The organism is Phenylobacterium sp., from assembly GCF_037189685.1.
Lineage (GTDB): Bacteria > Pseudomonadota > Alphaproteobacteria > Caulobacterales > Caulobacteraceae > Phenylobacterium.
The window spans coordinates 55,938-67,965 of sequence record NZ_JBBCIT010000006.1; the positions used below are offsets into that span (position 1 = coordinate 55,938).

The 12,028-nt window shown below is 65.2% G+C and carries 12 protein-coding genes; 9 read left to right on the forward strand and 3 right to left on the reverse strand.

All coding sequences use genetic code 11. The annotated features are described in order from the left end of the window. Window positions 1-28: 28 nt before the first annotated feature. The 6 genes from WG212_RS03330 to WG212_RS03355 all read left to right on the forward strand — a co-directional run bounded on the left by WG212_RS03330 (window position 29) and on the right by WG212_RS03355 (window position 6,208). A complete protein-coding gene (locus tag WG212_RS03330; protein WP_337185645.1) occupies window positions 29-1,576 on the forward strand; it encodes an AMP-binding protein in 1,548 nt (515 codons plus the stop codon). Between the two features lie 35 nt (window positions 1,577-1,611). Further along, on the forward strand, window positions 1,612-1,908 hold the full coding sequence (locus WG212_RS03335; protein WP_337185646.1) for a putative quinol monooxygenase: 297 nt from the start codon (window positions 1,612-1,614) through the stop codon (window positions 1,906-1,908). Continuing rightward, complete coding sequence (locus WG212_RS03340; RefSeq protein WP_337185647.1) at window positions 1,892-3,397, forward strand: MFS transporter; 1,506 nt, start codon at window positions 1,892-1,894, stop codon at window positions 3,395-3,397. The genes WG212_RS03335 and WG212_RS03340 overlap by 17 nt, the downstream gene beginning before the upstream one ends. 40 nt (window positions 3,398-3,437) lie before the next feature. Then, window positions 3,438-4,073 carry a TetR/AcrR family transcriptional regulator gene (locus WG212_RS03345; protein ID WP_337185648.1) on the forward strand — a complete coding sequence of 212 codons (636 nt, stop codon included), beginning with the start codon at window positions 3,438-3,440 and terminating at the stop codon, window positions 4,071-4,073. Between the two features lie 90 nt (window positions 4,074-4,163). Continuing rightward, window positions 4,164-4,784 carry a hypothetical protein gene (locus WG212_RS03350; RefSeq protein WP_337185649.1) on the forward strand — a complete coding sequence of 207 codons (621 nt, stop codon included), beginning with the start codon at window positions 4,164-4,166 and terminating at the stop codon, window positions 4,782-4,784. 146 nt (window positions 4,785-4,930) lie between these two features. Then, complete coding sequence (locus WG212_RS03355) at window positions 4,931-6,208, forward strand: amidohydrolase family protein (RefSeq protein ID WP_337185650.1); 1,278 nt, start codon at window positions 4,931-4,933, stop codon at window positions 6,206-6,208. Window positions 6,209-6,330: 122 nt separating this feature from the next. Here the strand turns inward: WG212_RS03355 and WG212_RS03360 are convergent, their stop codons facing one another. Further along, window positions 6,331-7,107: an enoyl-CoA hydratase/isomerase family protein gene (locus tag WG212_RS03360; protein WP_337185651.1), complete on the reverse strand. Its 777-nt coding sequence runs from the start codon at window positions 7,105-7,107 to the stop codon at window positions 6,331-6,333. Window positions 7,108-7,285: 178 nt separating this feature from the next. Here WG212_RS03360 and WG212_RS03365 point away from each other — a divergent pair, with 178 nt between their 5' ends. Together WG212_RS03365 and WG212_RS03370 are read left to right on the forward strand one after the other, a co-directional pair. Then, on the forward strand, window positions 7,286-7,726 hold the full coding sequence (locus WG212_RS03365; RefSeq protein ID WP_337185652.1) for an OB-fold domain-containing protein: 441 nt from the start codon (window positions 7,286-7,288) through the stop codon (window positions 7,724-7,726). Further along, the gene (locus WG212_RS03370; protein WP_337185653.1) at window positions 7,723-8,865 is read left to right on the forward strand and encodes a thiolase family protein; all 1,143 of its coding nucleotides are present in this window, start codon (window positions 7,723-7,725) and stop codon (window positions 8,863-8,865) included. Before WG212_RS03365 ends, WG212_RS03370 begins: the two co-directional genes overlap by 4 nt. 342 nt (window positions 8,866-9,207) lie before the next feature. Here the strand turns inward: WG212_RS03370 and WG212_RS03375 are convergent, their stop codons facing one another. Next, a complete protein-coding gene (locus WG212_RS03375) occupies window positions 9,208-10,308 on the reverse strand; it encodes an NADH:flavin oxidoreductase (RefSeq protein WP_337185654.1) in 1,101 nt (366 codons plus the stop codon). A gap of 32 nt (window positions 10,309-10,340) precedes the next feature. Continuing rightward, on the reverse strand, window positions 10,341-11,096 hold the full coding sequence (locus WG212_RS03380; RefSeq protein WP_337185655.1) for a nitroreductase: 756 nt from the start codon (window positions 11,094-11,096) through the stop codon (window positions 10,341-10,343). A 139-nt stretch (window positions 11,097-11,235) separates the two neighbouring features. Between WG212_RS03380 and WG212_RS03385 the strand changes: the two genes are divergently transcribed. Then, window positions 11,236-12,027, forward strand: a complete 792-nt coding sequence (locus WG212_RS03385) for an enoyl-CoA hydratase-related protein (protein WP_337185656.1) — start codon at window positions 11,236-11,238, stop codon at window positions 12,025-12,027. Window position 12,028: the final 1 nt, after the last annotated feature.

A 12,028-nucleotide genomic window follows, 5' to 3' on the forward strand; every position in this document is an offset into this window, starting at 1 on the left:
CGCCATCGTTCGCAGGCGAGACGACCTAATGACTGACCAGATCCATCTCGGCTCGACGATCGCCAGCCTGTACGATCGCGCCATAAAGCGGTTCGCGGATCGCGAGGCGATCGTGTTCGGCGACACCCGTTTGACCTATCGCGAGTTCGGCGAGCAGGTCAGCCAGTTCATCCAGCTCTTCAAGTCCTTCGGCCTGGGCCGGGGGCAGGGCCTGGCCATGTTGTCGGGCAACCGGCCCGAAGTGATCGCAGTGATGGCGGCCTGCCATTTCATCGGCATCCGCTACACCCCGCTGCACCCGCTGGGTTCCATCGAGGACCATCTGTTCGTTCTTGAAGACGCCGAGATCTCGGCGCTGGTTGTCGACGCCGACGCCTATCCGGCGCGTGAGCGCGCCGTGCCGTCGCTGCAGGCGGTCATCACCTTCGGCAACGCTACGTTCGGCGTGCGGGCCGAGGACCTCTTGCCGAAATTCAAGCCGCAGCCGCTGACGATCGAGTCGCGCCCCGAGGACATCGCGCACATCCTGTACACCGGCGGAACCACGGGCCGGCCCAAGGGCGTGGTCCAGCGGCACGGGCAGTGGCTCAACAACATGAAGCTGCTGTTGTCCGAGCGGGAGTATCCGCATCCACCGCGCTTCCTGGTCTCGACGCCCATTTCGCATGCCGGTTCGGGCAACATCGCGCCCACCCAGTTGCGCGGCGGCGTGCTGGTTCTGCAGAAGAGTTTCAACGCCGTGGAGTTCATGGCGGCGATCGAGCGTGAGCGGATCAACGCGACGCTGCTGGTCCCGACCGCGCTGTACAACCTGCTGGATCATCCGCGGCTGAAGGAGTTCGACCTCTCGTCGCTGCAGATGCTGGTGTACGGCGGCTCGCCGATCTCCCCCAGCCGGCTGGACCAGGCGATCGAGGCCTTCGGTCCGATCTTCTGCCAGCTCTACGCCCAGACCGAGTGCGGCAGCATCACCTACCTGTCGAAGGCCGATCATGTGGCGAACGCGCGTCGTCGCGAATCGTGCGGCTTGCCGATCATCGGCCAGGACGTCGTGCTGCTCGACCCCGACGGCGTCGAAGTCGCGCCCGGCGAGGTCGGCGAGATCTGCGTGCGTGGCCCGAACGTGATGGAGGGCTACTGGAAGCGGCCCGAGGATACGGCCGAGGCGTTCCGCGGGGGGTGGCACCATACCGGCGACCTCGCAACCCAGGACGAGGATGGCTACTACTACATCGTCGGCCGCGCCAAAGACATGATCGTAACCGGCGGGTTCAACGTCTATCCGCGCGAGGTGGAAGATGTCGTGAGCCAGCATGAGGCGGTAGCGGCCTGTGCGGTCATCGGTGTTCCCGACCCCAAGTGGGGCGAGGCGGTCACCGCGTTCGTCGTACTGCACGAAGATCGCTCGGCCAGCGGCGCCGAACTGACGGCGCTCGTGAAGCTGAAGAAGGGGCCGATCTACGCGCCCAAGGCGGTAAACTTCGTGGCCGAGCTTCCGATGACCGCCCTCAACAAGATCGACAAGAAAGCGCTGCGCAGCCGGTTCTGGGACGGCGAGACGCGGCAGGTCGGCTGAAGAGACCGGCCGGCGTCCATGGGGCGGAGGAAGCAGTGAGCATTGGGATCGTAGCGAAGGTTCGGGTGGCGCCGGGCCGCACCGACGACTTCGAGGCCTATTTCGCGGGCCAGGCGGCGGCGGTTGCGGCGGCCGAGCCCGGGTGCGAGCTCTATCGACTGTTCCGATCGCGCGGCGAGGCCGACACCTATGTGGTGATGGAGATCTACGCCGACGAAGCGGCGCTGCAGACGCACGTGTCGAGCGTGCACCATCAAGCCGGCCGTCCAAAGGTGAAGCCGTTGCTCGCGGCGCCGACGGAATTCGAGATCTTCGATGCGATCGGCCGCTGATCGCCCCGCCCCCCGCCGGCTGACGGTCCGCGATCTGGCGGTGCTGTCGGCGCTGCTGATGGCCGACATCCTGAGTACGTTTGAGCTCACGATGGTCTACACGGCCATGCCCACGATCAGCCGCGCGTTCGATCATGCGTCGGACGTCGTGTGGCTGGTGACAGCGGGACTGTTGGTCTCGGCCACGGCCTGCGCGTTGTGTGGTCGATTGGGCGACATCTATGGGCGGTCGCGCATCCTGCTGATCGTCATGGGAATCTCCTGCGTGGGCTCCTTTATCGCCGCGCTGGCGACGGGGCTGCCGCAACTGATCGTCGGCACCGCGCTGCAGGGGTCGGCCGGCGCGATCCTGCCGCTGGCGCTGGCCATCGTGCGCGAGCGGTTCAGCACCGAACGCGTGCCGCTGTTCGTCGGCATACTGCTGAGCGGTTCGATGGTCGGCGCCGTCGCCGGTCTCGTGATTGGCGGATATCTCGTCGATGCGATCGGCTGGCACAGCATCTACATCGTCAGCGGGTCGTTCGCGGCGACCGCGATCTTGGCGGTGGCGACCGTCGTCGGCGTGCGCAGTGACGCCGCGGTCGGCGCCCAGCACACCGCCATGCTGCGGGGCGTTCTCTTCGCCCCCGCCATCGCGATGTTGTTGTTCGCGATCACAAAGCTGCGGGAATGGGGATTGGCCGACCCGCGCGTGCTGGCCCCCGGCTTGGGGGCGATCCTCATCTTCGTCCTGTGGGCGCGGCATCAGTTGCGCGAGGAGCACCCGCTGATCGACCTGCGGCTGTTGAGGCGGCGCTCCATGGCCCTGCCGTATCTCTGCATATGTCTGCTGGGCCTCGGCGCCATGCAGCACACTCTGGTGCTGTCGATGTTTCTGCAGCAACCGCTGGCGACCGGCGCGGGTCTGGGCCTGTCGGCGACGCTGGCGGGTTACGCTCTGGTTCCGGTGCGGATCGGTGGGGCGGTGGCCAGTCCGTTCGGCGGAAGCCTCGTGCAGAAGCTCGGCGCCCGGACCGTACTGATGCTGGGCGCGGGCCTGACCGGGATCGGATGGCTGATCATCGCGGCCTTCCAGCATTCGTTGCCGATGATCATGGTCGGCATGATGTTGGAAGGGACCGCGCATATCGTCATCTACGTCGCGGCGTCGTCGGCGATCCTCCAGGCCGCGCCGAACGACAGGGTGGGCGAAGCGGCAGGATTGGGCAGCGTCTTCCGCGCCGCGATGGTCGCGGTGGGCACGCAGTTCGTCGCCGTGCTTCTGGCGACGTCTTCAGCCGCGGAGTCCGGCGGCGCGCCAAGCCAGATGGCGTACAGCTACGTGTTTACATACGTCGCCGTGACGTGCGGGCTGATCGTATTGATAGCGTGGTTCATGCCGCCTAGCATTCAGGCGGCTGCGATCAGTGATTCCTCGACGCGAAAATTCAAGGAACCTAGAGCGGCCAATTCAACCCAGTACGCGGATCCTCGGATAGAAGGGTCCTGAGTGGGTTCTGGCTGATAGGTGGAACGGGGCGTCACTAGCTATGTCGAGCGGGACACCGGGGCGTAAGAGCGGCCAAGTTCGTCGCAAGGCCGGCGCGACGCCGCAACAAGCCGACAAGCGTCGATATATCATCAAGCACGCTGCGGAGCTGTTCTCGAGGGTCGGATACTCGGCTGCGACGATGGACGATCTGTCGGATCGCACCGGTCTGAACAAGGGAACGCTGTATTACTACTACGCGGCGAAGTCCGACATCCTCTATGAGATCGTGCGCGCGACGCATGAAGCCAGTCATGCCTGTCTGGACGCCGTGGCGGGCGCCAGTTCGCCCGCCGTCGCGCTTTCCAGCTTCATAGACGGCATGGTGGACTGGATCAGCCAGAACAAGGAGCACGCGATCATCTTGTCCAAGGAGCAGGACTACTTCGAGGACACCCTGCCTGAAGACAAGATCGAGAGCGCGCGCAGCGGTCACCGGGCCTACATGCGCAAACTGTATGGGGTGATCCAGGCGGGCGTCGACAGTGGCGTGTTCAAGAACTGCGATGTCCGCGTCGTGGGTCGCGCGATCTCGACGATGCTGTTCAATTCCGCGAGTTGGCGGCTGTCGACGATGGGGCCGGCTGCGATCTCCACCCAGATCAAGCAACTGCTCATGGATGGCTTGAAAACATAGCGATAATCATTCTTAAGTTATACAACCAGTCGGTTGACATATGGCCGCTGTTCTCGGACGTTGAGGCTTCAACATCGGAGGGCAGGGACGATGGTCGCCGTTCAGAGGATTTCGCAGCTCGATCCGTCGGAGTTCACCGGCGCGATGCAGGCCGCCGAGAAGATCACCAAGGTCGGTCGGGATGGGCGCATGCAGCGCCACTACGCCACCTTCATCCACAACCCCTACTTTCTGGAACGCTGGGCGCGCATGGCCGGTACGGTCGTGCTGCGCAACGCGCTCTCGAACCGCGAGAAGATGCTGGTCGTGATGCGACTGGCGCGGGTGATGAGGTGTGCCTACGCCTGGACCCAGCGCCAGGCCGAGAAGGACCCGTCAGTCTATCTGCCGGATCTGCATACGAAGCCTCAGGATCATCTGTCGCAGGAAGAGATCGAGGTTCTGGCGCGGGAATCTCCGATTGGCGCCTGGAGCAGACATGAATCCGCGCTCCTGGCTGCGGTTCACGAGTCGTGGGAACAAGGTGGTATTTCCAGCTCTACCTGGTCGATTCTTCAAGAAAGCCTGAACGAAACCCAGATGTACGATCTGGTAATGCTCATTGGCTACTATCTGATGACCATGAGCATGATCAACTCCATGGGCGTGCCCAACCTTCCGGACGATCCTGCGGCGCCCTGGGCCCCCATCGACAACGGCTCGCCCGCCTGATCACCATCGTCCAAACCCACTAGCTGTTCCGCGAGATGCGCCTTGACAGAGGGGCTCTCGCGTCAGATAGATCAACCAACTAGTTGAAAGGATATTCGCAAGCTATTGGGCGCGGCGCGCGCCCGTAGCGGTGAAAGGAACGGCACATGGATTTTGCAGACCTGAAGATCGGCCCGAAGAACGAGTGGCGTCTGGAGACTCCGGGTGTCGAGGGATGGACGCGGACGGCGCGGCCGTCCGATCCGAACAAGTACTTCATCGTGAGCTGCGACAACCACGTGAACGAGCCCTTCAACTTCTTCGAGGGGCGTATTCCCGAGAAGTTCAATCATCGTCTTCCGAGGATCGTGAGGGACGAGGAGGGCAACGAGTGGCTGCATACGGACGGCCGCTCGCCCAACCTGGTGAAGCCGGCGAAGAACAAGACCGACCATCTCCAGCCTCAGGAGAAGTACGAGAGCTGGGAGGTGATGGTGCCCTACACCAAGCGGATGGAGCAGCTCGAGGAGATGAAGACGGCGTCGGGGCGCGGTCTGGAGCAGCGCCTGAAAGATGCGAAGATGGACGGCATCGACGCCGAGATCGTGTTTCCCGGCAAGGGCGGCATGGGCTTTGCGACGCGCGACGCCGAGTTCTCGCTGGCGATGACCCAGGCCTACAACCGCTTCATCCTGGACTACTTCGGCTCGAAGTTCGGGCGTGTGAATCCGGTGGCGCTGATCACGGCCCAACTCGTCGACGAGGCGGTGAAGGAAGTGGAGTGGGCGGCGAAGAATGGCTTCAAGGCGGTGCAGTTGCCGAACAAGCCCGTCTACGGCCCGACCATCAAGGGCGAGCTCGCCTACAACAATCCAGTGTTCGAACCTCTATGGGGCGCGCTGGCCGATACGGGCCTGACGGCGACGTTCCACGTGTCGAGCGGCGAAGACCCGCGGACGGCCGACGGGCATGGCGGCGCCATCATCAACTACGTCACGCACTCGATGCTGACCCCGTGGGATCCGCTGGTGAAGGTGATCACCTCGGGCGTCATCGAACGCAATCCACGGCTTCGTTTCGTCACAGTGGAAGCGGGCGTCGGCATCATCCCCTGGCTGCTGGAGATGATGGACCACGCGTACAAGGCCCACCACATGTGGGTGCGCCCGGTGATCCCCGAAACGCCCAGCACCTACTATCGCTCGAACTGCGCCTCGACGCTCATGGAAGAGCCGGCGGGCCTGGAGCACGCCATCAACTTTGGCCTCGAGGACAATATCCTGTGGTCTTCGGACTATCCGCACCATGAAGGGTCTTTCCCCTTCTCGTCGCAATCGATCGAGCGGATGATGGGCGACCTGACGGACAGGCAGCGGGCCAAGCTGCTGGGCGAAAACGCCATCAAGTTCTTCAACATCGACCCGAAGGTCGCCCGCGCGCTCTGAGGTTGACTGCGGCTTGCCGAACAACAAGGCGTCGGTCCGAAAGGGCCGGCGCTTTTGCTTTGCCTCCTTCGCGGCCTCGTCGATGGGGCGCCCGGAGCGGGCGCGCCATCGATATCGGATCGTCAGGCTCCGACGAAGTTGCCCACGCGCCGCTCCTGGACGGACTTCACGCCCTCCAGGAAGTCCTTGGTCTTGTAGAGGCGTAGCTGTTCCGCGGCCTCGGCTTCGGCCCTTTTGGAGACAGCCTCGGCCAGGCCGGCGCGCAGCGTGCCGCGGGAGGCGGTCAGCGCAAGGGGCGCCGATTCGGCGATCTCTTGCGCCAGCGCCAGGGCCGCGGGGCGAAGCTCGGCGGCGGGAACGACATCCTCGACCATGCCCCAGGCCAGGGCTTCCTCGGCGCGCACGCGCCGGCCGGTCATGATCATCAGGGCGGCCTTCTGCATTCCGATCAGGCTGGGCAGCGTAAGCGACACGCCAAAGCCGGGATGGATGCCGATCTTGACGAAGTTGGCCGAGAAGCGGGCTTCCGGCGAAGCGATCCGGAAGTCGGCCGACAGCGCCAGGCCGAGGCCGCCGCCCACCGCCGAACCCTGGATCGCCGCGACGACCGGCTTGGGGCAGGCGAACAGTCGGGCGGCCGCGCCGTAGAGGTCGTAGAGATCCTGGGGATTCACCTCGCCCTGGAGGGCTGCGTAGCTGGCGCCCGCGCAGAACGCCTTGCCTTCCGAGGCCAGCACGATCGCGCGGCACGTGGGGTCGGCGCCCAGGTCGTCGTACACTTCGGCCAGGGATGAGATCAGCCCCAGGTCGAAGAAGTTCTCCGGCCCGCGCCGGAACTCCACCAGCGCCACCATGCCTTCGCGTCCTACGAAGACCTCTCCCACGGGCTTCATCTCCATCGCCGTCCTCCTGTCGTCCATGCCGCTAGAGTAAAATCAACCAACTAGTTATACAGTCTATGGTTGGAAGGCGAAAGAGTTGTCCATTGCGAGATGTTCTGGCTGCGAGAATGGTCAACTTGTTAGTTGAGGATGATGCGCCGATGGGTTAGCGTCGCGCCGGTCTCGGGAGGATCATATGACGGACGACGCGGCGGAGGCCGATCTGCGGCCGATGGTGCCTTTTCTCAAGCGTGCGGCGGATGGCCGGCCACTGCTGATGGGGTCGAAGTGTGGCGAGTGCGGCGAGGTGTTCACGGGTGAGCGTTCGACCTGTGCGCGCTGCGCGGCGCGGGGCGCGATGATCCCGGTCGAGTTGTCTACTCGCGGCAAGCTCTACAATTTCACGATCGTGCACCGGAGCTATCCCGGCATCGCGACTCCGTTCGTGTCGGCCATAGTGGACCTGGAGGGCGGCGGTTCGCTGAAGGGCAACCTGCTGGGCGTCGAGCCCGATCCCGACAAGCTGGCGTTCGACATGCCGGTCGAGGTCGCCTTCGGCGACGCCGGTCGCGCCGACCGCCAGGGACGCCGCTACCTCACCTACTTCTTTCAACCCCTCGCCGAGGAACGGGCATGACTGACGTCTATGTCGTCGGAACCGACATGATCAAATTCGGCCGGTTCCCGGACCGGACCGTTGGGAGCCTGGGTGGTGAGGCCGCCTTGCTGGCCCTGGATGACGCCGGCCTTACCATCAAGGACATGCAGGCCCTCTATTGCGGCAACAACATCCTGGCGAACCGCATGGTCGGCCAGCAGGTGCTGCGTGAGATCGGCCAGACCGGAATTCCGGTGGTCAACTGCGCCAACGCCTGCGCCACGGGCGCCACGGCCTTCCGCGAAGGTTGGATGGCCATCAAGGCGGGCATGTACGACCTGGTGCTCTGCGTCGGCGTCGAGCAGATGGGGAAGGGGCTGCTGGGTAGCGCCGAGGTCGAGGATGGTCTGTCGCCCGAAGGCGTCCTGGGGTCGATCACCACGCCTTCCGTCTTTGCTCACGTGGGGATGGAGCACAGCCGCAAGTACGGCACCACCTTCGAACAGTTCGCGAAGGTGTCGGTGAAGAACCACCACCATTCGACGCTGAATCCGAAAGCCATGTACCGCATAGAGACTCCGCTCGAGCAGGTGATGGCGGCCGAGATGATCTCCTATCCGAACACCAAGCTGATGTGCTCGGTGAACGTCGACGGGGCGGCGGCGGCGGTGTTGGCCTCCGAGTCGGCGGCCAAGCGGCTGGGTCTGATGTCGCGGGCCGTTCGGGTGCGCGCCTCGGCGCTGGTCAGCGATCCGTTCTCGGAGCGCAATTTGACGACGCCGGACTTCAATGCGGCGACTCGTCTGGCGGCGGCCGAAGCCTTCCGGCAGGCGGGCCTGGGCGCCGAGGATCTGGATCTCGTCGAGCTGCACGACTGTTTTGCGACGGCCGAGATCGTCCACTACGAAAACCTGGGGCTTTGCGCCGACGGCGAGGCGGGCCGGCTGATTGACAGCGGCGAGACCGAACTGGGCGGCCGCATCCCGGTGAACGTTTCCGGTGGGCTGCTGTCCAAGGGCCATCCATTGGGTGCGACCGGCATCGCCAACATCTACGAACTGTCCACGCACCTGCGGGGCGAGGCCGGCGCGCGCCAGGTGGAAGGCGCGCGGATCGGTCTCTCGCACGTGGTGGGCCTGGGCACGGCCTGCGCCGTTCACGTGCTCGAGAAGGTCTGACCGGGAAAGGGCGGCCGTTTCGCGCGGCCGTCCCTGGGCCCAGGCGGCGAAGCCATGAAAGTTGTTCGCCCGGGAACAGGTTGGGAGCGTGGGGTTGCGAAGCTCCGACGTCCAATCGGGGACCTCGGATGAACGGGCATGAACCCCCGCTGACGCCGGCGGGTGAAGGGTCGCTGGCGGGCGTGTGTCGCAGGGGTGGACAGCACAGCCGCGGCCGAGGCTTCTGGCGCTCAGCACAACGCGCAAAGTGACGCTCTCGCGGTCGCTGAGAGCGAGCAACTGCGACGCCGGCGGTTCTGCTGCTGGCATGGCAAAGGTGAACCGTCTTCCCTGGAACGGCGCCTAAGCCGTCTGGGGTGTCTTCTCGGCGACGAAGCCGGGCCAGGTGCGCATGTAGTCGACGAAGCGCTCGCCCAGGCCTTCCGCCCGTAGATGCTCCTCGGAGACCGGCAGGGCGGCGACGTCGAAGCCGGGTTCGGCCCTGAGGCGTCTGGGCAGGTCGTGGTGCAGGATGCCCGCGCGGCCCAGCAGCACGAAGTCCGCCCCGCTCTCGCGTACGAGCAGGGCGTCCGCTACGGTGCGGATCATCCCGGCGAGGCCGACCCTGACGCCGCCCCGTGGAAGGTCCAGGAAGCAATCCATCATCGTCCGATCCTTGAACGCCGGATCGTCGGGCGCCTTCCGGACATCCCACAGGGACAGGTCGAGGTAGTCGATGTCGCCGTCCGACATGAGCTGGGCGGCCAGGTCGCGGGCTTCGGCGATACCGAGGCCGAAGCGATCCGGTGACAGCCGCAAGCCGAGTTGGAAGTCGGGCCGGCAGCGTCGGCGGATGCCTTGCAGCACCTCGAACGTCACCCGCGCCCGGTTCTCCAGCGTGCCGCCGTAGCGGTCGTCGCGCCGGTTGGTGGCCGGGTCGAGGAACTGGGCCAGGATGAAACCGTGGGCGCCGTGGACCTCGACACCGTCGAAGCCCGCCCTGTCGGCGCGTACGGCCGCTTCGACGAAGGACTCGATCAGGGATTCGACCTCGGCGATCGTCAGGCCTCGTGCGCCGGTCTCGGGGTCATCCGAAGCCGTCACTGTGGGGTCTCCCGTCAGTTCGGTCCTGGCGCGCCGGCCGGCGTGGTAGAGCTGGACGGCGGACAGGCTGCCACCGGCGCGCAGGCCCGCGGCGAGGCGAGTCAGGCCCTCGATATGTTGATCCGCGAAGACGCCGAGCTGGCCATTGTAGGCTTGGCCGCTGCGCTGCACGTGCGAGGCGCAGGTGAGGACGAGGCCATAGCCGCCCTTCGCGCGAAGCGTCAGCCACCGGTACTCGTCATCAGACAGGGTTCCATCGTCGTGGCTCTGGAGGTTGGTGAGGGCCGCCAGCGCGAACCGGTTCCGCATCGGCGCGCCGCGGGAAAGAGGTAGGGGAGTGTAGAGGTCATCCAGCGGCAAGGCCGTCTCCAATGTCATCGGCGGTGCGGACGTCATTCGGGGATGAACCCGCGAAACTCGCAGATCTCGTCCAGCGACGCCCGGTCTGAGCGGAGGGTGTTCACAGGGGCCGTCTCATCGGCGAACCCCAGCGCCATGCCGCAATAGATCATCTCGTGCGGCGGCAGGTCGAAGTGCCGGGCGAGGGTCTGGCGGGTCGAGGCCCAGAACTCCTGCATGCAAGAGGCGACGCCACGTTCGTAGGCGGCCAGGGCGACGGTCTGCATCAGCATGCCCAGGTGGGCCCACTGGCTGTGGCCGAGGTTGCGGTCGATCACGAAGAACAGGCCGACCGGCGCGCCGAAGAATTCGGCGTTGCCTGCCAGGAACCGCAGCCGGGCCGGTTTATCCGAGCGCGGGATGCCGAGCTTCCCATACATGTCTTCGGCGACCTTGAAGCGGCGGGTCCGGTACGGCTCCCAGATCGGACTGGGGCGGATGGGGTGGTCGCCGGCTTCGTCTCCCGCATCTTCACCGGCCTGGCGGTCCCGCACGGCGTCGACGACCCGGTCCCTGGCTTCGCCGGCGACGGCGATCATCCGCCAAGGCTGCATATTGCTGCCCGAGGGGGCGTAACGCGCCACGTCCAGGATCTGACGCAGCAGCCCGGCTTCCAGCGGCTGGCTGGTGAAGGCGCGTATCGATGTCCGGCCGAGGATGGCTTCGCTGACGCCGACGACCTCCCCGGGGCGCCGCGTTGTCGCGCGCTCTTCGGTCTCGCGGCTCCGGTGGCTGGCTGTCGCCGACATGTGCGCGTTCTCGTCAACTACTTAGTCGATAATTGCAGCGAGATAGTGAGAGTCAAGTCCGCCACATGGTTGACCTAAAAGGGCAGTCTGCGTATGAAATCAACCAACCAGTTGAGATTATTTCTGCGCAGGGGTGGAGATGTTCGAGAGCTACCAGACCATCACGTTTCAGCGTTCCGGCCGGATTCTGGAGGTCACGCTGAACCGGCCCGACAAGCTGAACGCCACGGATGCGCTGATGCACGAGGAGCTCGCGCGACTGTTCTTCGACGTGTCGAACGATCCGGATTCCGACGTGGTCGTGCTGACCGGGGCGGGGCGCGCCTTCAGCGCAGGCGGTGACATCGGCTGGATGCAGTCGATGATCGACGACCCCTCGGCCTTCGAGAAGACCGCGCGCGAAGGCAAGCAACTGGTGCTGTCCTTGCTGGACTGCGAGAAGCCGGTGATCGCGAAGCTGAACGGCCACGCCACGGGGCTGGGGGCGACGATCGCGCTGCTCTGCGATGTGATCTTCGCCAGCGAGACCGCCAAGATCGGCGACCCTCACGTCAGCGTGGGCTTCGTGGCTGGCGACGGCGGCGCGCTGATCTGGCCGCAACTGATCGGCTATGCCCGGGCGAAGGAGTTCCTGCTGACCGGCGATCTGATGACGGCGACCCAGGCCGCTCAGATCGGGCTGATCAATCACGCGGTGCCGGCCGAGGCGCTGGACCAGACGGTGCAGGCCTTCGCCGAGCGGCTCGCGGGCGGCGCCATCAAGGCGATCCGCTGGACCAAGATGTCGGTGAACATCCCGCTGCGGCAGATGGCCGAGAGCATGATGAACGCGTCTTTGGCCTACGAGGCGCTGTCCAACATGACCAAGGATCACCAGGAGGCGGTCTCGGCCTTCCGCGAAAAGCGCCAGCCGCGGTTCGTCGGCCAGTGAA

Excerpts from the sequence above, each read along its gene's own strand:
- WG212_RS03330 (WP_337185645.1), top strand. The coding sequence starts at position 29 with ATGACTGACCAGATCCATCTCGGCTCGACGATCGCCAGCCTGTACGAT.
- WG212_RS03340 (WP_337185647.1), top strand. The coding sequence starts at position 1,892 with ATGCGATCGGCCGCTGATCGCCCCGCCCCCCGCCGGCTGACGGTCCGC.
- WG212_RS03345 (WP_337185648.1), top strand. The coding sequence starts at position 3,438 with ATGTCGAGCGGGACACCGGGGCGTAAGAGCGGCCAAGTTCGTCGCAAG.
- WG212_RS03350 (WP_337185649.1), top strand. The coding sequence starts at position 4,164 with ATGGTCGCCGTTCAGAGGATTTCGCAGCTCGATCCGTCGGAGTTCACC.
- WG212_RS03355 (WP_337185650.1), top strand. The coding sequence starts at position 4,931 with ATGGATTTTGCAGACCTGAAGATCGGCCCGAAGAACGAGTGGCGTCTG.
- WG212_RS03360 (WP_337185651.1), bottom strand. The coding sequence starts at position 7,107 with ATGGAGATGAAGCCCGTGGGAGAGGTCTTCGTAGGACGCGAAGGCATG.
- WG212_RS03365 (WP_337185652.1), top strand. The coding sequence starts at position 7,286 with ATGACGGACGACGCGGCGGAGGCCGATCTGCGGCCGATGGTGCCTTTT.
- WG212_RS03370 (WP_337185653.1), top strand. The coding sequence starts at position 7,723 with ATGACTGACGTCTATGTCGTCGGAACCGACATGATCAAATTCGGCCGG.
- WG212_RS03380 (WP_337185655.1), bottom strand. The coding sequence starts at position 11,096 with ATGTCGGCGACAGCCAGCCACCGGAGCCGCGAGACCGAAGAGCGCGCG.
- WG212_RS03385 (WP_337185656.1), top strand. The coding sequence starts at position 11,236 with ATGTTCGAGAGCTACCAGACCATCACGTTTCAGCGTTCCGGCCGGATT.